The sequence below is a fragment of the Pseudomonas sp. LW8 genome, assembly GCF_041956865.1.
GTDB classification, from domain to species: Bacteria; Pseudomonadota; Gammaproteobacteria; order Pseudomonadales; family Pseudomonadaceae; genus Aquipseudomonas; species Aquipseudomonas siliginis.
This window is the reverse complement of record NZ_CP168138.1, coordinates 2,009,706-2,029,727: the sequence shown is the minus strand read 5'-3', so window position 1 is coordinate 2,029,727 and position 20,022 is coordinate 2,009,706. Positions and strand designations below refer to the sequence as shown.

Annotated in this window: 25 protein-coding genes and 1 tRNA gene; 7 read left to right on the top strand and 19 right to left on the bottom strand. The window is 57.2% G+C overall.

Annotation, left to right across the window (positions count from 1 at the left end):
- Window positions 1-73 precede the first annotated feature (73 nt).
- Entirely contained in the window at window positions 74-1,018 is a 945-nt protein-coding gene (locus AB9L16_RS09130) for an alpha/beta hydrolase (protein WP_041478569.1), read from the top strand.
- 30 nt (window positions 1,019-1,048) lie between these two features.
- On the opposite strand, the gene AB9L16_RS09125 is transcribed toward AB9L16_RS09130, so the two are convergent.
- The gene (locus AB9L16_RS09125; protein ID WP_041478568.1) at window positions 1,049-1,378 is read right to left on the bottom strand and encodes a hypothetical protein; all 330 of its coding nucleotides are present in this window, start codon (window positions 1,376-1,378) and stop codon (window positions 1,049-1,051) included.
- Window positions 1,379-1,574: 196 nt separating this feature from the next.
- Between AB9L16_RS09125 and AB9L16_RS09120 the strand changes: the two genes are divergently transcribed.
- Entirely contained in the window at window positions 1,575-1,850 is a 276-nt protein-coding gene (locus AB9L16_RS09120) for a hypothetical protein (protein WP_041478567.1), read from the top strand.
- 127 nt (window positions 1,851-1,977) lie between these two features.
- Window positions 1,978-2,193: a hypothetical protein gene (locus tag AB9L16_RS09115; protein WP_041478566.1), complete on the top strand. Its 216-nt coding sequence runs from the start codon at window positions 1,978-1,980 to the stop codon at window positions 2,191-2,193.
- An 82-nt stretch (window positions 2,194-2,275) separates the two neighbouring features.
- Here the strand turns inward: AB9L16_RS09115 and AB9L16_RS09110 are convergent, their stop codons facing one another.
- The 3 genes from AB9L16_RS09110 to AB9L16_RS09100 form a co-directional block, all read right to left on the bottom strand.
- Window positions 2,276-2,563 carry a hypothetical protein gene (locus AB9L16_RS09110; protein ID WP_041478565.1) on the bottom strand — a complete coding sequence of 96 codons (288 nt, stop codon included), beginning with the start codon at window positions 2,561-2,563 and terminating at the stop codon, window positions 2,276-2,278.
- Between the two features lie 174 nt (window positions 2,564-2,737).
- Window positions 2,738-3,763: an RNA 3'-terminal phosphate cyclase gene (gene rtcA / locus AB9L16_RS09105; protein ID WP_375123400.1), complete on the bottom strand. Its 1,026-nt coding sequence runs from the start codon at window positions 3,761-3,763 to the stop codon at window positions 2,738-2,740.
- Window positions 3,764-3,924: 161 nt separating this feature from the next.
- A complete protein-coding gene (locus AB9L16_RS09100) occupies window positions 3,925-5,151 on the bottom strand; it encodes an RtcB family protein (protein ID WP_375123399.1) in 1,227 nt (408 codons plus the stop codon).
- Between the two features lie 195 nt (window positions 5,152-5,346).
- Between AB9L16_RS09100 and rtcR the strand changes: the two genes are divergently transcribed.
- A complete protein-coding gene (gene rtcR / locus AB9L16_RS09095) occupies window positions 5,347-6,951 on the top strand; it encodes an RNA repair transcriptional activator RtcR (protein ID WP_375123760.1) in 1,605 nt (534 codons plus the stop codon).
- Between the two features lie 419 nt (window positions 6,952-7,370).
- Here rtcR and AB9L16_RS09090 read toward each other — a convergent pair whose 3' ends face one another.
- The 10 genes from AB9L16_RS09090 to thrS form a co-directional block, all read right to left on the bottom strand.
- Window positions 7,371-7,586 (bottom strand): hypothetical protein, encoded by a 216-nt coding sequence (locus tag AB9L16_RS09090; protein WP_076567342.1) that lies wholly within the window; start codon window positions 7,584-7,586, stop codon window positions 7,371-7,373.
- Window positions 7,587-7,792: 206 nt separating this feature from the next.
- A tRNA-Pro gene (locus AB9L16_RS09085) sits at window positions 7,793-7,869 on the bottom strand.
- An 89-nt stretch (window positions 7,870-7,958) separates the two neighbouring features.
- Window positions 7,959-8,315: a MerR family transcriptional regulator gene (locus tag AB9L16_RS09080; protein WP_003179985.1), complete on the bottom strand. Its 357-nt coding sequence runs from the start codon at window positions 8,313-8,315 to the stop codon at window positions 7,959-7,961.
- On the bottom strand, window positions 8,296-8,598 hold the full coding sequence (gene ihfA, locus AB9L16_RS09075; protein ID WP_002553164.1) for an integration host factor subunit alpha: 303 nt from the start codon (window positions 8,596-8,598) through the stop codon (window positions 8,296-8,298). Before ihfA ends, AB9L16_RS09080 begins: the two co-directional genes overlap by 20 nt.
- Window positions 8,599-8,601: 3 nt before the next feature.
- Entirely contained in the window at window positions 8,602-10,980 is a 2,379-nt protein-coding gene (gene pheT / locus AB9L16_RS09070; protein ID WP_130899497.1) for a phenylalanine--tRNA ligase subunit beta, read from the bottom strand.
- 26 nt (window positions 10,981-11,006) lie between these two features.
- Window positions 11,007-12,023, bottom strand: coding sequence for a phenylalanine--tRNA ligase subunit alpha (gene pheS, locus AB9L16_RS09065; protein ID WP_375123398.1), 1,017 nt, complete (start codon window positions 12,021-12,023; stop codon window positions 11,007-11,009).
- Window positions 12,024-12,132: 109 nt separating this feature from the next.
- Entirely contained in the window at window positions 12,133-12,489 is a 357-nt protein-coding gene (gene rplT / locus AB9L16_RS09060) for a 50S ribosomal protein L20 (RefSeq protein WP_002553161.1), read from the bottom strand.
- Window positions 12,490-12,516: 27 nt separating this feature from the next.
- On the bottom strand, window positions 12,517-12,711 hold the full coding sequence (rpmI, locus tag AB9L16_RS09055; RefSeq protein ID WP_002553160.1) for a 50S ribosomal protein L35: 195 nt from the start codon (window positions 12,709-12,711) through the stop codon (window positions 12,517-12,519).
- Window positions 12,712-12,771: 60 nt separating this feature from the next.
- Window positions 12,772-13,323, bottom strand: coding sequence for a translation initiation factor IF-3 (gene infC, locus AB9L16_RS09050; protein ID WP_169432615.1), 552 nt, complete (start codon window positions 13,321-13,323; stop codon window positions 12,772-12,774).
- Window positions 13,323-15,245 (bottom strand): threonine--tRNA ligase, encoded by a 1,923-nt coding sequence (gene thrS / locus AB9L16_RS09045; protein ID WP_024012407.1) that lies wholly within the window; start codon window positions 15,243-15,245, stop codon window positions 13,323-13,325. Before thrS ends, infC begins: the two co-directional genes overlap by 1 nt.
- A gap of 370 nt (window positions 15,246-15,615) precedes the next feature.
- On the opposite strand from thrS, the gene AB9L16_RS09040 reads away from it, so the two are divergent.
- Entirely contained in the window at window positions 15,616-15,918 is a 303-nt protein-coding gene (locus tag AB9L16_RS09040) for a hypothetical protein (RefSeq protein ID WP_056784441.1), read from the top strand.
- Window positions 15,919-16,208: 290 nt separating this feature from the next.
- Entirely contained in the window at window positions 16,209-16,421 is a 213-nt protein-coding gene (locus tag AB9L16_RS09035) for a cold-shock protein (protein WP_003179963.1), read from the top strand.
- A 65-nt stretch (window positions 16,422-16,486) separates the two neighbouring features.
- On the opposite strand, the gene AB9L16_RS09030 is transcribed toward AB9L16_RS09035, so the two are convergent.
- Both AB9L16_RS09030 and AB9L16_RS09025 read right to left on the bottom strand, forming a co-directional pair.
- Entirely contained in the window at window positions 16,487-16,804 is a 318-nt protein-coding gene (locus AB9L16_RS09030) for an I78 family peptidase inhibitor (protein WP_016774047.1), read from the bottom strand.
- A 166-nt stretch (window positions 16,805-16,970) separates the two neighbouring features.
- Entirely contained in the window at window positions 16,971-17,273 is a 303-nt protein-coding gene (locus tag AB9L16_RS09025) for a hypothetical protein (RefSeq protein WP_056784439.1), read from the bottom strand.
- Between the two features lie 129 nt (window positions 17,274-17,402).
- On the opposite strand from AB9L16_RS09025, the gene AB9L16_RS09020 reads away from it, so the two are divergent.
- Window positions 17,403-17,603 carry a hypothetical protein gene (locus AB9L16_RS09020; protein WP_056784436.1) on the top strand — a complete coding sequence of 67 codons (201 nt, stop codon included), beginning with the start codon at window positions 17,403-17,405 and terminating at the stop codon, window positions 17,601-17,603.
- Window positions 17,604-17,637: 34 nt separating this feature from the next.
- On the opposite strand, the gene AB9L16_RS09015 is transcribed toward AB9L16_RS09020, so the two are convergent.
- From AB9L16_RS09015 to rbsK, 3 genes are read right to left on the bottom strand one after another with little or no spacing between them, the layout of a single operon-like run.
- Window positions 17,638-18,666, bottom strand: coding sequence for a nucleoside hydrolase (locus AB9L16_RS09015; protein ID WP_315435647.1), 1,029 nt, complete (start codon window positions 18,664-18,666; stop codon window positions 17,638-17,640).
- 31 nt (window positions 18,667-18,697) lie between these two features.
- Entirely contained in the window at window positions 18,698-19,102 is a 405-nt protein-coding gene (rbsD, locus tag AB9L16_RS09010) for a D-ribose pyranase (protein WP_315435646.1), read from the bottom strand.
- Window positions 19,099-20,016 carry a ribokinase gene (rbsK, locus tag AB9L16_RS09005; protein WP_305382607.1) on the bottom strand — a complete coding sequence of 306 codons (918 nt, stop codon included), beginning with the start codon at window positions 20,014-20,016 and terminating at the stop codon, window positions 19,099-19,101. The genes rbsD and rbsK overlap by 4 nt, the downstream gene beginning before the upstream one ends.
- Window positions 20,017-20,022 lie beyond the last annotated feature (6 nt).

Genomic DNA, 20,022 nt, shown 5'->3' with positions numbered 1-20,022 from the left:
CGAAAAACAGTCACGCGCAGACCGAGGCATCTGGTAAAAAGCGTTCTTTGTCTGCGCTGTGGTGAAACGATTAATGTTCCTGTCCTTCCTGACCCGTCTGCGACGCCGCCGCTTGGCGTTCGCCATGATGGCCGCGCTGATCATTGGCGTGCCGACGAGTTGTGCGGTGCTGGAACACACCGAGCGCAAACTGTTGTTTCGCATCGAGCCGGGCACCGCCGGCTGGTATCGCGGTCTGCCTGGCAGCGTTCAGGAACTCGATCTGCAACCGAAGAGTTTCAAGGCCGGGCAGAACATCCATGCCTGGTGGTGGCCGGCGGAACGTGCCAATGCCCCGGCAATCCTTTATTTGCATGGGGTGCGCTGGAACCTCACCGGACAGTTGTTCCGCATAGAACAACTACGCGCGGCGGGCTATTCGGTGCTGGCCATCGATTATCGCGGGTTCGGCCAAAGCAAGGGTGATCTTCCATCCGAAAGCAGCGTTTATGAAGATGCCCGCGTGGCCTGGGAGCGCTTCCAGCTGCTGCAACCGGACCCGAACAAGCGCCTGATCTACGGCCACTCTCTCGGCGGTGCGGTGGCGATTGATCTGGCGGCCGAGCTCGGACAGAACGCGGCGCGCAACAACACACCTCTGCCGGTTCGCGGTCTGGTCATCGAATCTACCTTCACTTCTCTCGCCGACGTAGCTGCCGCCGTGGCCAACACCTCGCTTCCTGTGCGTTGGCTCCTGTCGCAGAAATTCGATTCCATCGACAAGATCGCCGACATTCACATGCCACTGCTGGTGGTGCATGGCCTGGCTGATGCCTTCGTGCCGCCGCGCTTCAGCGAGCAGCTATTCAATGCCGCAGAGCAGCCCAAACGCCTGCTGCTCGTGCCCGGCGCGACGCACAACAACAGCATGGCGCTTGGCGGCCAGGGCTATCGCAAGGCTCTGGATGCACTGATGCAGACCAAAGCGGCGCCGCGGGTTGCCGGGCCGGCAGTCGCCAAGGGCTCTCGCGATTCCTGAGCTGTGTAAATCAGCCCTGAGAAACCGGCATCAGCGCCGAGCCAACTCATGGCGTACGCATTGTTCGTAATAGGTCTGCTTGACCGCTGCCGGTTTGAGCTTCGAACTGCTGTTGTAGGTCTGCTCGGTAATCCCCATCGCTGTCATGCGCATCCAGGGTTGCTGGAATCGGCGAACCTGCAATTGCTTGCGCGCGCCATACAGCGAAACCCCGGACAGTTTTGATCGCTGCGCACCGGCAGCAATATCCGAGCCCCAGGTGCAGGCAAAGCGATGGCCCTTGCTCAACTCTTTTGCCTGCACTCCCGAGGCGATCAAAGCCAGGGAGAGCGTCACAACGGTGATGACAATCGTGCGCATGTAGCCAACCTAACCTTTTGAAAAAAGGCGATTTTGCCGGTGCGAAACACCTATGGGGGCCAGCAATTTGCCTGCTGTCGCGAGATTTTTGATCCGGCTGAATACAATCAGGCTTCGCCGCTCGTCCAGTACTGCGCACCTTTGGCAGACAGGCTTATCCAAAGCAGTACATCCCACCGCGTAGAAGGCCCACGTGATGAACAAGAAAATCTTCGCAATGTCGTTTTTCAGTCTGTGCTTGATTGGCCCGCTCCACGCTTGGGCAGCCGAAACGACAGCGGGCGCTGCCACCCCCGCCACCGCCCTGCCCGGTGTCAATCATGCACAAAGCTCTAGTGACCATGATGAGAAGGCCAACAAGAAAGGTGAAGAGTCTTCAGGCGCCAATGCGGGCTCAGAACCGCACGAGACGGAGAAGGATGCGGCGACGTCGAGCGACTCTGAAGATCTTGAGAAAAAGCCCGCTCAGTAACCACGGACTTTGCTATTCATAACGAAATACCGACGCCGAACTAGCGCAATCCACGGTGATATCAATATGATGCGCGCACTGGCCACCATAGAAGGTGGCCAGAGGAAAATACATCCAAGGAATGCAAATGAAAGATTTCGTCATCGGCGTCAACAACATCGTTCTCTACATCGCACTGGCGGTCATCCTGATCGTTTCCCTCTTCATGATGAGCCAGAGCTTTCTTTCGGGTCTCGGCATGTTTGTAGGCGGCACCCTGGGCTGGTGCATCGTCTCTGGCTTCTGGTTCGTGCAATCGGCGACCTACGAAGAACTGCGCAAGCTGAACTCGAAAACCAGCTGATCTGCGCCGAGTATTGGTTAAATAAAAAGGCCAATGTCATCGACATTGGCCTTTTTCTTTCAGCTTCGAAAGGACTGATTAGTCATTGCTTGGTGCACTGAGCGCCCAGTCCCATGCCCATGGAACCCAGGGCAACCATCGGGCCGCTCGGCAGTTCGCACGTATATTCGCCACTTTCGGTTTGAGCGGTGTAGAAGGTTGTATTGAAGTCGCTGCGGATATTTGAAACCTTGATTACGGGTTTACCGATGGTGGTCTGTGCGCGATTCTTGAGATCACTCTCTCCCGGTTTGACGGTCTGGCATCCAGTAACTGCGAGCGCCATTGTTGCGAATAAAGCGAGAACCGGGATAGTCCTTGATGAGTTCATTGCAGATCGACCTTTTTGATTTTCATACCGGAGAAATACTGGCAATAACCTGCCAAGCGAAAGGACTTTAAGGTCGAGCCAGACCGGGGGCAATTAGGTCGGATGTGCTAATGGCTGAAGGCTAGCCTCACCTGCGATGAGGTTGTGCAACTGCTTTCCGGTTGCCGGCCGCTGTTAATCGGTTTGGAAAACGTCTACCCGCAAGCGATCGCCGCCCTCCTCTCGGCAATCGATACGGACCGGCAAAAACAGGTGAATGACTTCGATGTTGCTGCGCAGATGATCAGTCATGCGCGGCGTGGTGAACGATCCGCCACCGGCCAGCGCCATCGGCAACAGCAACTGATCGGCCAGATGCTCAGCGACCGCAGCATCACTGCGCAACCAGTCGACAGCCTGATTGATTGCGGCATCGGCCACCTTCTCGGCGCGTAACGACACTTGGCCAAATGCGCTGAACACCTCAGTGACATGCTCGAAAACGTACTCCAGCAATAACACATTGCCCGGGCCGCGTGCCGGATCAAGCGCCACAGGTTGCAGCGCCTCCACTGGCCAGTTCAAACGCTTGGCCACCTGACTCAGCTCTCGCTGAGCGACAGTGGGTGCGAGACCTGCGGTCAGCGCCAATGCGCGTCGTGAGACTGCCTCGCCGCGCTCACACAGGTCCAGGCGCGTGAGGCGCGAGGGCTGCACCTTCACCGCAATTTCGCCACCGCCAGCCGGTACGAAACCATGACGCAGCAACTCCAACTCGACATCGCCGCCCATGCGCCGCAGCAGCGGCAACCAACTGCGCGACAGGAAATCCGTCGGCGGCGCCAGCGGATTATGCGTGCCACCGGAGATCGTCACCCGACTGGCCTTCGATGCCCGTAACAAGGCTGGCAGCAACGTCTGCAGCACCAGCGTGCAGCTGCCGGCCGTGCCGATAGCGAACTGAAAGTCGCCGCCGCGAATTTCGCCCGGTTCGAAGCTCAGGCCTTGCGACCCCAGATGCGCACCAGATATCTGTGCACCACAAATCTCGCCCGCCGCCATCACGGCTGTCAGGTGCTGACGCAGCAATCCCGGACGACTGCGTCTGGCGCGAATCTGTTTAATGCGAAACGCCCGACCTGTCACCATCGACAGGCTCAACGCACTGCGCAACACCTGGCCGCCACCGATGGCGCCGTCCAGTTCGATTATCTCTTTCATTGCAAATCCTTACGCGTATAGCCCGACGGTGTCTCTGAGGTACCGTTAAACCGTCGTGGGTCTTCGTGAGTTACGATCAATATTGATAATTCGCGCTTCAGCTCAGCCGCGATGAACCGGGGCAGCGCCGGACGCAGAATTCTCGCCAGCGCTGTAGTTCCTTAGCCTTTGACGCACACCACCTGACGCAGGGTGTGCAGCACTTCCACCAGCTCACGCTGGGCGTGCATGACTTTGTCGATGTCCTTGTAGGCCATCGGAATTTCGTCAATCACCGCTTCGTCCTTGCGGCATTCCACGTGGGCAGTGGCGCGGATCTGATCGGCAACGGTGAAGGTATTCTTGGCCTTGGTGCGGCTCATGGTGCGCCCGGCGCCGTGGCTGCAGGAACTGAACGACTCTTCGTTGCCCAGACCGCGCACAATGAAACTCTTGGCGCCCATCGAGCCCGGAATAATCCCCAGTTCGCCCTTCTTCGCTGACACCGCGCCTTTGCGGGTAATCAGCACGTCTTCACCGAAATGCCGTTCCTTCTGCACGTAATTGTGGTGGCAGTTGACCGCCTCCAGCGCCACTTCGAACGGCTTGCGGATGATCTGCCGCGTGGCCTGAACCACCGCACGCATCATCAGTTCACGGTTCTGTCTGGCGAAGTCCTGCGCCCAGCCAACCGCCTCCACGTAATCATCAAAATGCTGGCTGCCCTCTTCGAAATAGGCCAGGTCACGGTCCGGCAGGTTGGCAATGTGCTGACGCATATCGGCTTGGGCCATCTGGATGAACAGGTTGCCGATAGCGTTGCCGACGCCACGCGAACCGCTGTGCAGCATGAACCACACCCGATTGGCCTCGTCCAAGCACACTTCGATGAAATGGTTGCCACTGCCGAGCGTCCCCAGATGCCCCCGGTTGTTGGTGTTGACCAGTTTCGGATACTTGTCGGTGATCAGTTTGAAGCGCGGCTGCAACCCCGCCCAGGCCTGATCGGCTTGCTGCGGAACCTCGCCCCAGGCGCCTTTGTCTCGTCGCGAACGATTAGAACTGCGGCCATGTGGCACCGCTTGCTCGATGGCGCTACGCAGTCCGTGGAGGTTGTCCGGCAGATCCGAAGCCATCAGCGATGTACGCGCAGCGATCATGCCGCAACCGATGTCGACGCCCACCGCTGCGGGAATGATCGCGCCGACCGTTGGAATAACGCTGCCGATGGTTGACCCCTTGCCCAGGTGCACATCCGGCATCACCGCCAGATGCTTGAAGATGAAGGGCATTTTCGCAGTGTTCATCAACTGTGCGCGGGCTTCGTTTTCAACCGGGACGCCTTCGGTCCAGAGTTTGATGGGCTTGCCGTTGGCGACTTCGAGAAGCTGGTAGGTTTGGTCTTTCATATCTTGGTGTCCATGTTCGTTTCCATCAGCATTGCAGCCGCTGTGCCAGCTTTGGATGCGGCCATGGTTGTTTCTGCTATGTTTTTGATTTTAATAACTTTTATCTCTGATTGGACGAGGCTCGATAATCTATGGAAGACAAATCCGACCAGCAAAATTATCATTGCATATCGTCATTTATCTTATGAGATAAGCATGCCCAACAAACGCACGGTCGCCATCGGATTTATCGGAGCCACCCTGGATCGTGTCGGCAAAGGTGCCAGCCGATGGAATTATTGGCGACCAAGCGTAGGCCTGTGCCAACAAACAGACCTCCCTATCCACCGACTTGAATTGATTCATGGCCTCGACGCGCGCGACGTCAGCCTCGCCGAGCGTGTCCGAGCGGACATCCAGCAGATTTCTCCGAGCACCGAAGTGCGCCTGCATCCAATGTCGCTGCGCAACCCTTGGGATTTCGAGGAGGTGTACGGCGCCCTGCACGACTTCACCACTGCGTACAATTTTGACACCGAGCACGAGGATTACCTCGTCCACATCACCACCGGCACCCACGTCGCACAGATCTGCTGGTTCCTGCTGACCGAGGCGCGCTATCTGCCAGCCCGGCTGATTCAGACCTCCCCCGCCAAGCGCAAGAACGAAAACGAGCCCGCCTGCGGCACTCACGCGCTGATCGATCTCGATCTGTCGCGCTATGATCGCATTGCCTCACGTTTCGCCAGCAAACGCCTCGAAGGCCTGGAATTTCTCAAGTCCGGCATCGCCACGCGCAACCCGGCCTTCAACCGCTCCATTGAACAGATCGAGCGCGTTGCGCTGCGCTCCAAAGCCCCCATGCTGCTGATCGGCCCGACCGGCGCCGGCAAATCCTTCCTGGCGCGGCGCATCTACGAACTCAAACGTAACCGTCATCAAATGCAGGGACGCTTTGTCGAAGTCAACTGTGCAACCTTGCGTGGCGACGGCGCGATGTCGGCCTTGTTCGGTCACGTCAAAGGCGCCTTCACCGGAGCGCAAAACGCTCGCGATGGCCTGCTGCGCGCCGCAAACGGCGGCATGCTGTTTCTCGATGAAATCGGTGAGCTCGGCGCGGACGAACAAGCGATGCTGTTAAAGGCAATCGAAGAGAAACGCTTCTTCCCGCTGGGCTCGGACAAGGAAGTCGAGAGTGATTTTCTGATAATCGCCGGCACCCATCGCGACCTGCGCAGCCGCGTCGCCGAAGGCCTTTTTCGCGAGGATCTGTACGCAAGGATCAACCTCTGGACATTCGACCTGCCCGGCCTCGCCGGCCGCCGCGAGGACATCGAGCCAAACATCGATTTCGAACTGGAACGCCACGCGCGCGAACATGGGCAACGCGCGCGTTTCAATCTCGAAGCACGCCGACGCTACCTGGCCTTCGCCAGCTCACGTGAAGCAGCGTGGCTGGGCAACTTTCGCGAACTGTCCGCGTCGATTACCCGGATGGCAACTTTGGCCGAAAGCGGACGCATCGATGAAGCGCAGGTAGACGATGAGATCGATCGATTGCGATATGCATGGGGCTTGGCGCAACCCACTGCTATATCAACTGAGTTGCCGGGAGATGGCGAGAGCATGGACTTGTTCGATCGCTTGCAGTTGAAGGCTGTCATTGAGGTGTGCCGGCAGGCCGATAGCCTGTCCGATGCAGGCCGACAGCTGTTCGGTATTTCCCGGCAGGCCAAGGCGCAGCCTAATGATGCCGATCGCTTGAGGAAGTACCTGGCGCGGTTCGGACTTGAATGGGGCAAGTTAGTGGACACGAGGTGAAGCACAGCGCTCTTGATCGCACTACTTCAATGATGACTGTAGAAAAAATGAATTAGCCGCCTGATCTCTCGGTCAAGAATTATGAACGCAGTAAATCTGACGAGGTGACAGCAATGACTATCCAGGCAGAGACACTCGTACAACTGACCGAAGCGCTCCAAGAGCGAGGCATGAAAATGGTCTCAGACGTCCATTTCACCCGCGCACCCTATCGATACAACCATCGCTGGATCTGCATCGTAGAGTGAACATGCTTGTTGCCGGCGCCTGGATCGAAGCGTCCAGCCGCCGGCGCCGCTCGGCTTCGCCCACCCACGCCCAAATAACCGTCTGCGCCCAAGGATGTCGATAGAGGGTTGGGCGGCAATAAAAACCCGGCGCGATGGCCGGGTCTCGTGAACTATTACAATTGATCGGGCTTACTTAGCGCCGCCATTATCTCGGCCCGTCTGGGCGTCCTGATCAGAGCCAGGATTGCCGGGTGGCGGATTCCAGTCCTCTGGTCGTTCGTCGGTGCCCTGCTTCGGCTCAGAATCAGCCTGCTCCAGGCCGGAATCATGACCCTCGCCAGAATCAGGGGTTTGTTCGTCTGGTCCCGGATATGGCGCTTCAGGGCCGTTGTTGTCGTCGATCATCATTCTCTCCCGTCAGTGGCGCAGGGGCTGCGCTTAATAAGTAAGAGAAGATCGGCGCACAGAGAGTGCTATTTGCTCGACGAGCGGACTTTCTTACAAATCCAAACACTTGGTGCGAGTCGCAGGCGTGATCGAGTAGCCCCGCAAATCTCACACACATGAAAAAGGCCAATGCTGTGAACATTGGCCTAAGTCGTTGAAAAATATGGTCGGGACGGAGTGATTCGAACACTCGACCCCTAGCACCCCATGCTAGTGCGCTACCGGACTGCGCTACGCCCCGACTGATGTTGCATCCCGTTCTTCACCTCGAAGAACGCTCAAGAATATATCGCAAGCTTTTGAAAACTGGAAGTATTCAAACGCAGCTTTTTATTTCTTGAGTACCACCAGGACATCCTCCAATTCGGCAATCATCTGCCGAATCATCTGTTTGTACTGTGTGGTGTCATCTTTGGCTTCGTCGCCGGACAGGCGCAGACGTGCGCCGCCGATGGTGAAACCCTGATCGTAAAGGAGCGCGCGGATCTGCCGGATCATCAGCACGTCCTGGCGCTGATAATACCGGCGGTTCCCGCGGCGTTTGACGGGGTTGAGCTGAGGAAACTCCTGCTCCCAGTAGCGCAGCACGTGTGGCTTTACGGCACACAGCTCGCTGACCTCACCAATGGTGAAGTAGCGTTTGCCCGGGATGACGGGTAGTTCGTCGTTATGACTTGGTTCCAGCATAAGCCTCAACTCGGGCCTTCAACTTCTGCCCTGGACGAAAGGTGACCACACGGCGAGCCGTGATCGGGATTTCTTCCCCCGTTTTCGGGTTGCGGCCGGGCCGCTGGCGTTTGTCCCGAAGGTCGAAATTGCCGAAACCGGACAATTTGACCTGCTCGTTGTCTTCAAGAGCGTGCCTGATTTCCTCGAAAAACAGTTCGACCAATTCCTTGGCTTCCCGCTTGTTCAGGCCCAGCTCTTCATACAGACGTTCCGCCATCTCAGCTTTCGTCAAAGCCCCCATACGTCACTTCCTTAACGTGGCGTTCAACCTTTGTTCGAGCGAGGTGAGGATATTTTGCGTCGTCGAATTCACCTCATCGTCATTAAGAGTGCGCGATGGATGCTGCCAGGTCAAGCCGACTGCAAGGCTTTTTCTATCAGGATCAATACCTTTACCCTGATACACGTCAAACAGCCTGAGCTCTGTGAGCCATTCGCCTGCATTTTCACGGATTACGTCCAGTACAGCCGAGGCCGCGACGTCTTTGTGCGCGATCAGTGCAAGGTCACGACGCACTTCAGGAAAGCGCGACAACTCGTGGAATTTCGGCATTTTACCGAGCGCCACTTCCGCCAGAACCAGCTCAAAGACGAACACCGGACGATCCAGCCCCAGCGCCTTCGACAGCTCAGGGTGAATTGCACCGATATAGCCTACCTCGCGACCTTCACGCTCGATGCGCGCGGTTTGACCCGGATGCAGCGCTGGGTGTTTGCCCGGAGCAAAGGTGAACGAATCCAGGGCACCGGCAAAACCCAGTACAGCCTCCACGTCAGCCTTTACGTCGAAGAAGTCGACGGTATCCCGACCCTGCGCCCAGCCTTCCGGCAAGCGACTCCCGCACACAACCCCGGACAACATCGGCTCTTGCTTCAAGCCGTCAAGCTGACCAACGAAGCGCAGGCCGCTCTCGAACAGACGCACACGATCCTGCTGACGATTGAGGTTGTGCTGCAACGCCTTGACCAGACCTGGCCACAACGACGAGCGCATGGCGGCCATATCGTTGGAGATCGGATTGGCCAGCAACAGCGGCTCGACACCTGGATTGAACAGTTCGAACTGACGCGGATCAATGAAGCTGTAAGTGATCGCTTCCTGATAACCACGAGCAACCAGCAGACGACGCAGCTCAGGCAGATCACTACGCGCTTCGGCCTTGGCTTGCGGCGCCAGACGCGCTTGCGGGTAGCGAACCGGCAGACGGTTGTAACCGTACAGACGAGCCAGCTCTTCGATCAGGTCGACTTCCAGGCTGATATCGAAGCGGTGGCTTGGCACTTCAACGCGCCATTGGCCTTCGCCGTCAGCGGTAATGCTCAAGCCCAAGGCACTGAGCAGACGCTCGACCTGTGCCGAATCCATCTCCATGCCGAGCATCTGAGTGATGCGCTGAGCGCGCAGAGTGATCGGTGCAATCGATGGCAGATGTTGTTCGCTGACGGTCTCGATGATCGGACCAGCTTCGCCGCCAGTGATTTCCAGCAGCAGGCCAGTGGCGCGCTCCATGGCTTCACGGGCCAGTTGCCAGTCAACGCCACGCTCGTAGCGATGCGAAGCGTCGGTATGCAAGCCGTAAGAACGTGCCTTGCCGGCAACCGCAATCTGATCAAAGAACGCAGATTCGAGGAACACATCACGGGTGGTCGCGGAAACACCGCTGTGCTCGCCACCCATGACGCCGGCGATCGCCAGTGCACGAGTGTGGTCAGCGATGACCAGCGTATCGCTACGCAGGCTGACTTCCTGACCATCAAGCAGAACCAGCTTTTCGCCCTCTTCAGCCATGCGCACACGAATGCCGCCATTGATTTCGGCGAGATCGAAAGCGTGCAGCGGTTGGCCGAGCTCGAGCATGACGTAGTTGGTGATGTCGACGGCAGCGTCGATGCTGCGCACGTCGGCGCGACGCAGACGCTCAACCATCCACAGCGGGGTTGGCTTGGACAGGTCGACGTTACGGATGACCCGACCCAGGTAACGTGGGCAGGCAGCTGGGGCCAGCACCTCGACCGAGCGGACTTCGTCGTGTACCGCTGCAACCGCAGCCACCACAGGACGGGTTACCGGCACGGCGTACAGCGCGCCGACTTCACGAGCCAGACCGGCCAGGGACAGGCAGTCGCCACGGTTCGGGGTCAGGTCGACCTCGATGCTGGCGTCTTCCAGATCCAGATACACTCGGAAATCTTCGCCCACCGGCGCATCGGCCGGCAGCTCCATCAGACCGTCGTTGCCCTCACCGACCTGCAGCTCTGCCTGCGAGCACAGCATGCCGTTGGACTCGACGCCACGCAGCTTGGCCTTCTTGATCTTGAAGTCGCCCGGCAGCTCTGCGCCAATCATCGCGAACGGAATCTTCAGGCCCGGGCGCACGTTTGGCGCTCCGCACACGACCTGGAAGGTTTCCGCGCCATTGCTGACCTGGCATACGCGCAACTTGTCGGCGTCCGGATGCTGCTCGGTGCTCAGCACCTCACCCACCACCACACCACTGAATACGCCGGCGGCCGGAGTAACGCTATCGACCTCAAGACCGGCCATCGACAGACGAGCAACCAGCTCATCGCGATCTACCTGCGGGCTGACCCAGCCACGCAGCCATTGTTCACTGAATTTCATCCTGCTCTCCTAAGAATTCGTTACGACTAGCGAAATTGCGCGAGGAACCGCAAGTCGTTGTCGAAGAACAGACGCAAGTCGTTCACGCCGTAACGGAGCATGGCCAGACGCTCGACACCCATGCCGAAGGCAAATCCGGAGAACTCTTCCGGATCGATGCCGGACATGCGCAGCACGTTCGGGTGAACCATGCCGCAGCCCATCACTTCCAGCCAGCCGGTCTGCTTGCAGACGCGGCAGCCTTTGCCGCTGCACATCACGCATTCCATATCGACTTCAGCGGATGGCTCGGTGAAGGGGAAATACGAAGGACGGAAACGCACGGCCAGTTCTTTCTCGAAGAACACCCGCAGGAATTCTTCGATGGTGCCTTTGAGATCGGCAAAATTGATATCGCGATCAACCAGCAGGCCTTCGACCTGGTGGAACATCGGCGAATGGGTGATATCGGAGTCGCTGCGATAGACGCGGCCCGGGCAGACGATGCGGATCGGCGGCTGCTTGGATTCCATGGTGCGGACCTGTACCGGCGAGGTATGGGTGCGCAGCAACATGTTGGCATTGAAATAGAAGGTGTCATGCATCGACCGGGCCGGGTGATGGCCTGGGATGTTGAGCGCTTCAAAGTTGTGGTAGTCGTCTTCGACCTCAGGGCCTTCGGCGATGCCGTAGCCAATGCGGGTGAAGAACTGCTCGACGCGCTCCAGAGTCCGGGTGACCGGATGCAGACCGCCAGAGGTCTGGCCACGGCCCGGCAATGTCACGTCGATGGATTCGGCAGACAGTTTGGCAGCCAGTTCGGCTTCTTCAAACAATGCCATGCGCGCATTGAGAACGCCTGTAACACGTTCCTTGGCAACGTTGATCAGCGCACCGACTTGCGGACGCTCTTCGGCCGGCAGATTCCCCAGGGTCTTCATCATCTGAGTCAATTCGCCCTTCTTGCCAAGGTATTGAACCCGGATTTGCTCCAGGGCATTGATATCTTCAGCGCTTTGCACAGCCTCTAGTGCTTGAGAGACCAGCGCATCCAGGTTTTCCATGTACAGACTCCAGATACAAAATAGGGGAAGAGCTTGAAGGCTCTTCCCCTATTTATGACGTTTAACACCTGGCCCCACAGAGGTGAGGCCGGGTGACTGTCGGGGGTACTTAAGCCAAGGTGGCTTTAGCTTTCTCGACAATCGCAGCAAACGCCGCTTTTTCGTTCACTGCCAGATCAGCCAGAACCTTACGGTCGATCTCGATGGACGCTTTTTTCAGGCCAGCGATGAAACGGCTGTAGGACAGACCGTTAACACGAGCACCAGCGTTGATACGAGCGATCCACAGAGCGCGGAACTGACGTTTTTTCTGACGACGGTCACGGTAGGCGTATTGGCCTGCCTTGATTACCGCTTGCTTGGCAACACGGAATACGCGGGAGCGTGCGCCGTAGTAGCCTTTAGCAAGTTTCAGAATTTTTTTGTGACGCTTACGGGCAATGACGCCACGCTTTACACGAGCCATGAGTTACTTCCTCTATTCTTGACTAAATTAACGAAGGCGCAGCATGCGCTCGACTTTTGCCACGTCAGACGGATGCAGCAAGCTGCTACCGCGCAGTTGACGCTTACGCTTGGTCGACATTTTAGTCAGGATGTGGCTCTTGAAAGCGTGCTTGTGCTTGATGCCGTTAGCAGTTTTCAGAAACCGCTTGGCAGCACCACTTTTGGTTTTCATTTTTGGCATGTTCGGATACTCCGCATTCAGTTGATAAACATAATCAGAAGGCCTGCCGTGCCCTGTTGATTACTTCTTCTTTTTCGGGGCGATGACCATGATCAGCTGGCGTCCTTCCATCTTAGGATGCTGTTCGACCGAACCGTACTCGAGCAGGTCTTGTTCAACCCGCTTGAGGAGTTCCATCCCCAGCTCCTGGTGGGCCATCTCACGGCCGCGGAATCGCAAGGATACCTTGGCCCTGTCCCCGTCACTCAGGAAACGTACCAGGTTGCGCAGTTTTACCTGGTAATCCCCTTCCTCCGTCCCTGGACGAAACTTGATTTCTTTAACCTGAATCTGCTTCTGATTTTTCTTCGCCGCGGCAATCTGCTTCTTCTTCTCGAAGATCGATTTGCCGTAGTCCATCACCCGGCAAACAGGCGGGACTGCATCTGCGGAAATTTCCACCAGATCAAGCTTTGCTTCTTCAGCGATACGAAGCGCTTCATCAATCGAGACGATGCCAATCTGCTCGCCATCAGCGCCAATTAACCGAACCTCGCGTGCCGAGATATTCTCGTTGATCGGGGCTTTCGGTGCAGCTCGTTTATCTTGTCTCATTTCACGCTTGATAATAATTACTCCGAATCTGGGCGACCACGCCGGGAAACCGCTTGCGCGAGAAACTCAGCGAACTGGGCGACGGGCATCGAGCCCAGGTCAGCACCTTCACGAGTACGCACAGCGACAGTCTGCATCTCGACTTCCTTATCTCCGATAACCAAGAGATAGGGAACCTTGAGCAAAGTATGCTCGCGGATTTTAAAGCCGATCTTTTCATTTCTCAAGTCGGACTTGGCACGAAATCCGCTTTCGTTGAGAGTTTTTTCAACCTCTGCAACAAAATCTGCCTGTTTATCAGTGATATTCATGATCACCGCCTGGGTCGGCGCGAGCCACGCAGGGAAAGCACCTTCGTAGTGCTCGATCAGAATCCCGACGAAACGCTCGAACGAACCGAGGATCGCGCGGTGCAACATCACCGGGTGTTTGCGGCTGTTGTCTTCAGAGACGTATTCAGCGCCCAAACGGACAGGCAGGTTAAAATCGAGCTGCAAGGTACCACACTGCCAGACTCGACCGAGACAATCTTTCAGCGAGAACTCGATCTTCGGCCCGTAGAAAGCACCCTCGCCCGGCTGCAGATCGTACGGCAGGCCAGCAGAATCAAGGGCTGCAGCCAATGCTGCTTCAGCGCGATCCCACAGCTCATCGGAGCCGACGCGTTTTTCCGGACGAGTGGACAGTTTCATCTCGACTTCGGTAAAGCCGAAATCGCGATAGACATCCATGGTCAGCTTGATGAACGCAGCGGACTCGGCCTGCATCTGCTCTTCGGTGCAGAAGATGTGCGCGTCGTCCTGAGTGAACGCTCGCACGCGCATGATGCCGTGCAACGCACCCGACGGCTCGTTACGGTGGCAGGCACCGAACTCGGCCAGACGCATCGGCAACTCGCGGTAGCTTTTCAGGCCCTGATTGAACACCTGCACGTGGCATGGGCAGTTCATCGGCTTGATCGCGTAGTCGCGGTTTTCCGACTGAGTGGTGAACATGTTGTCGGCGTAGTTGGCCCAGTGCCCGGATTTTTCCCACAGGCTGCGGTCGACGACTTGAGGAGTCTTGATCTCAAGGTAGCCGTTGTCGCGCTGGATCTTGCGCATGTACTGCTCGAGCACCTGGTACAGAGTCCAGCCATTCGGGTGCCAGAACACCATGCCCGGGGATTCTTCCTGGGTGTGGAACAGGCCCAGACGCTTGCCGATCTTGCGGTGATCGCGCTTCTCGGCTTCTTCGATGCGCTGGATGTACGCCGCCAGCTGTTTCTTGTCAGCCCAAGCGGTGCCGTAGACGCGCTGCAATTGCTCGTTCTTGGCGTCGCCACGCCAGTAGGCGCCCGACAGCTTGGTCAGCTTGAAGGATTTCAGGAAACGCGTGTTCGGCACGTGCGGACCGCGGCACATGTCGACGTATTCTTCGTGATAGTACAGACCCATGGCCTGCTCGTTCGGCATGTCTTCGACCAGACGCAGCTTGTAATCTTCGCCGCGGGCCTTGAACACTTCGATCACTTCCGCGCGCGGAGTGACTTTCTTGATGACGTCATAATCCTTCTCGATCAGCTGCTGCATGCGCTGCTCGATGGCCGCCATGTCTTCCGGCGTGAAAGGACGCTCGTAGGCGATGTCGTAATAGAAGCCTTCGTCGATGACCGGGCCGATGACCATCTTCGCGGTCGGGTACAGCTGCTTGACCGCGTGGCCAACCAGGTGCGCGCAAGAGTGGCGAATGATCTCCAGCCCCTCTTCATCCTTTGGCGTAATGATTTGCAGGGTCGCGTCGCTGCTGATGATGTCGCTGGCGTCGACCAGTTGGCCATTGACCTTGCCCGCGAGCGTGGCTTTGGCCAGACCTGCACCAATGGATGCGGCGACCTCGGCTACGGAAACCGGGTGATCGAATGAACGTTGACTGCCGTCGGGAAGAGTAATAGTTGGCATGGCGCCTCCTCTCCTAGTGGTGACCCCTACCAAAGGTCACGTGGGTTGGGATGAGCCAGTACAAGATCCGATCCAGGCCATTCAATGACGAACGCCTGCCTTACAGCGGCAGGAGCCTTGCGGCCAACCGGAAAACCGAACCAGAGTGACTGGGATTCAAATCGGAAAAATTCGCACGCCGACCGCTTCGGGACTGAAGGTCATCCGAAGCCTGAGAACGCTTGAGCCCGGCATGCTAGCACAGATGAGCGGTCGCTTACGTCCTGATTTGGCAGAAGGTCAAATGTCCGTTTTTATGCCAAAGTGCTGAACTTGATCGGCCTTTGCGCCCTCAGATAACAAGACATTGACCCACAAGGAGCATCCTCGCATGCGTCTGAAAAGCTTATTCGCCCTCGTCGCACCCGTCGTTCTGCTGCTGCCACTGAGCGCCCATGCCGACTGGCCGAAAGGCGAGCGCGAGAAGTACATGGCCCAGTGCACTGAGGCTGCAACCCAGCAAATCGGTGCTGCCGCGGCGAAATCCCACTGCGCTTGCGGAGCTGACGCCATCAAGTCCTATCCGGCCAGCGACATTCAGGCGCTGATGGACAACAAGGCGACGCCTGAATTGCAAAAGAAAGCCCTTGGCCAGATCACCAAATGCAAGGCAAATACCGCCCCGAAAAAATAAGAAAACCGGTCATTAACATCGGCTGAAAGGCGGAAAAAAGTGCTGGAAATGAGGCTTTTCAGACAATTTATGCAGGTTTTACAGGTTTTTTTATCGTCTTTACGTTTCGCTGAAAGCCTTTCAAACCGGGGCTTTCAGCGCAACCAGGTGGTAAAGAAAACACGACTGATTGGCAAACAGCACGTCCGGGGGGCTACCAAAGCGAACATTTCGACTATGATACCCGGGTGTGCCCAGTTGGCCTGAGCAGCACAGCACTACTGAAAATATATGTTTCTTGGAGATACACCATGTCTAATCGCCAAACCGGCACCGTTAAATGGTTCAACGATGAAAAAGGCTTCGGCTTCATCACTCCTCAAGGTGGCGGTGACGACCTGTTCGTACACTTCAAAGCTATCGAATCCGACGGTTTCAAAAGCCTGAAAGAAGGCCAGACCGTCTCTTTCGTGGCTGAGAAAGGCCAAAAGGGTATGCAAGCTGCACAGGTTCGCCCAGAGTAATTTCTCGGCGCACTAAAAAAACCCCGTCCTGGTGACGGGGTTTTTTATGCCTGACGCAAAAGGACTCAGCCGCAGTTGACGCGAGTAACTACCAGGTTGTTGTCGGTGTTCAGGTTCAGGCGATCGGAGCGGTATTCCAGGGTGATCATGTCGTTCGGCTTGAGGAAACGCGCATTTTGCGCCCCAGCCTTGGCACGCGCCTGATCCAGCAACTCAGGGGATGCCTTCTTGCCGATGGCAAATTGCGCTGCCGATGCTTCGCAGCGGCTATTTCCTGATTCAGCCGCCACGGGCTCCTTTGCCGACTCGCTGGAGGTTGTGCTGCAACCAGCCAACAGAGCAGCGGCCATAAGTGCACCCAGTGTCGCGAACTTCAAAGGCATGAAGCCTCCTTGTTTTCAAATGTTTAAGCAGAGATCGTGCGACCGCCAATGCGGCGTTTGGTTTCAAGGCTCAAGCCATGCCCTGCCCCACGAGCGGAAAAATGCCGAGTGTGCCTGAGCCGCCCTGTCCGGCTCATCAAACATTCGTGACTGAATATTAACGACCTCAATAAACGTCGATGTAGTCGTAGGGCGGATTCGGCCAGTTGTCTTTGAGTGCGTTGAAAATCTGCATCACCCAGACTTCATCGCTGGCTGCGACGTTACCCACATAGCCCGACCCCTTCGCCCAGGTTTCCAGGCGAAACAGCAGACCCTCGATATCCTGCCCACCGGTCACCGTAGACAGATAGGCAATGCCATCTTTGGTCACGCGCAATTGGTTGTGCACGTCGTCACTGCCCGAGGCAAGCAATTGGCGCACTGCTTCGAGTGTGAGGCCGTCAGGGGTATTCAGATCAATCTGCACAGCGGGGTCCTTTGCAAGCCGGAAAAGACCAAGTGTCGCATAGCGCTCCGCTCATGCCTAAGTCGCAGTGCCAAATGCCGCACAAAATGGTTAACTCGAAAACAGACATCCTGACCTTTCGAGCCTCCCATGACCAGTGTAAGCATCGACGCCGCCATCAACGCCAAATGGGCCGAAGGACACAGCTCTTACAGCCCCGGCACGACGGAAGAATTGGCGCTGATCGGCATTGATTTACTGGTCAAGGAGTTGGGGATAGAAGCGGCGCAGCATTTTATCAATCAGGTATTCGAACGCTATCCGATCAGCCAGGCCGAACAGCCGCAGTGAAAACCCGCAGGCAAACCGCCTGCGGGTTGACGAATTATTTCAGGCGTTTCAGGCGCTCGGTCAACAGATCAAAGAATCCCTGGGCGTCGCCATTTTCGACCCAGAATGCATTCTTCGGTGCTTTCAGGCCGTCATACCAGTCAACAATGGTCTGGCCGAATGTCGGTCCTTCACGGCTATCCACCACGACGTTAACCGCCCGACCGGCAAACAACTCAGGCTTGAGCAGATACGCCACAACCGTCGCGTCATGCACCGGGCCACCGGGAATGCCGTAGTGCTCCATATCGCCCTTGATGTATTCGTTGAGAATGTCGCCGACGATCTTGCTCGCATTGTTGTTCAGCGCGGCGATCTGCTTCAGGCGTGCATCGCTGGTCAGGATCTTGTGGGTCACGTCCAGCGGCAGATAAGTGAGTTTCACCCCGCTCTTGAGCACCACCTCGGCAGCCTGCGGATCGGCGAACAAGTTGAATTCAGCCACAGGGGTGATGTTGCCACCGTTGAAATGCGCCCCGCCCATGATCACCACTTCCTTGATGCCCTGAACGATTTCCGGCTCCTGGATCAATGCCAGAGCCAGGTTGGTCTGCGGACCGAGCATGGCAATGGTGATGCTGTGCGGTTTGGCCGATTTAAGAGTGTCGATCAGATAATTGACCGCATTGCCTTTCGCCAAGCCTTTCTTCGGTTCGTGAACCGTGACGCCTGACAAACCTTCCTTGCCATGAATGTTCTCGGCGTAGATCGGCGTGCGCATCAGCGGCTTCGGTGCGCCAGCGTAAACCGGCACGTCTTCGCGTCCTGCCCATTCGCGAGCCAGGCGTGCGTTACGCGAAGTCTTGTCCAGGCGCACGTTGCCGGCGACAGTCGTTAACGCGCGGATATTCAATTCATCCGGCGACGCCAGCGCGAAGAGCAAAGCGACAACGTCGTCAGCGCCTGGATCGGTGTCGATGATCAAATCGATTTTTTCAGCGGCCTGAACGCCGGTCGCAGTTATCACAGACAAAAGCAGCAGACCCCGAAGCAGTTGATGGAGTTTTTCAGCATAGCGTTGCATAGCGCATTCCTTGTGCAGGTGATATCGGAAATCAGAATGTAACCCCGGCGACCAGAACGATGTTGCAGTACGGCTGACATTCTCCTGTACGAATGATCGCCCTGGCTTGTCGGCTAAGCACCTTGAACTGGTCGTGGGTGAGCAGATCCCTACGGCCCAGCGCGCCCTCTTCGTTCAATGCGTCCAGATCGGCCAGTGCCGTGGGTTGTTTGTCGAAGATCTCTTTGGCCAGCACATGGCTTTCTACCTGCATCTCGCTGAGTACAACTTTCAGCGTGTTGACGAAATCAGGGATGCCATGGGTCAGCGCCAGATCAATCAACTCGACACCCGGTGGCACGGGCAAACCGGCATCGCCAATCACGACCATGTCACCGTGGCCAAGAGAAGCGATCAATCGCGACAGCGCGACATTAAGCAAAGGAGTCTTTTTCATGCGGGATTGAACGCCTGTACTTCGGATATGGTTGGAATCGACGGTTGCGCACCGGCGCGGGTAACCGACAGTGCAGCGGCGATCTGACCGTAGCGAATCGCCTCGGCCTCAGACTTGCCATCGGCCAGCGCTGCGGCGAAACCGCCGACAAAAGTGTCGCCCGCCGCCGTGGTATCGACCGCCTTCACGGTCGGCGCGGGGAAATGTTCGAAGCCGTTGCCGTTGGCGAACAATGAGCCTTGCGCGCCTAACGTGACGATGACTTTGCCCGCGCCCATGGCAATCAACTGAGTGGCAGCCGTTTCTGCCGACTGCAGCGAGTCGACAGCGAGCCCGCTCAATGCGGCGGCTTCGCTTTCGTTGGGAATCAGATAGTCGATGGCGGCAAACCAGTCTGCCGGCAAAGGACGGCTGGCCGGCGCCGGGTTGAGGATGACGGTTTTGCCCAGTTCACGCGCACGCTTGAGCGCATGCCCGACCGTCGCATCGGGAATCTCGAGCTGACAGATCACTACATCGGCGGCCTGTAAAACCGCATCAAAGCGGTCGACCACTGCCGGCGTCATCGCGCCGTTGGCACCGGCGACAATCACGATGGCGTTCTGGCTGTTGTCATCCACCACAATCAGCGCTACGCCACTGGAATCCTCTACGACACTGACAGCCTCGCAGTCGATGTGCTCGGCGAGCAAGGCATCGCGCAATCGCACACCGTAGTCGTCATTTCCGACGCAACCGATCATTGCCACCTTAGCGCCCAAGCGCGCAGCAGCAACCGCCTGATTGGCGCCCTTGCCGCCAGACACCGTGGCAAAGGAATGACCAATCAGCGTTTCACCGCCGCGTGGCAGCCGTGGCGCCCGGGTGACCAGGTCCATGTTCAGGCTGCCTATTACCACTACATTTGCTGGCATACATCA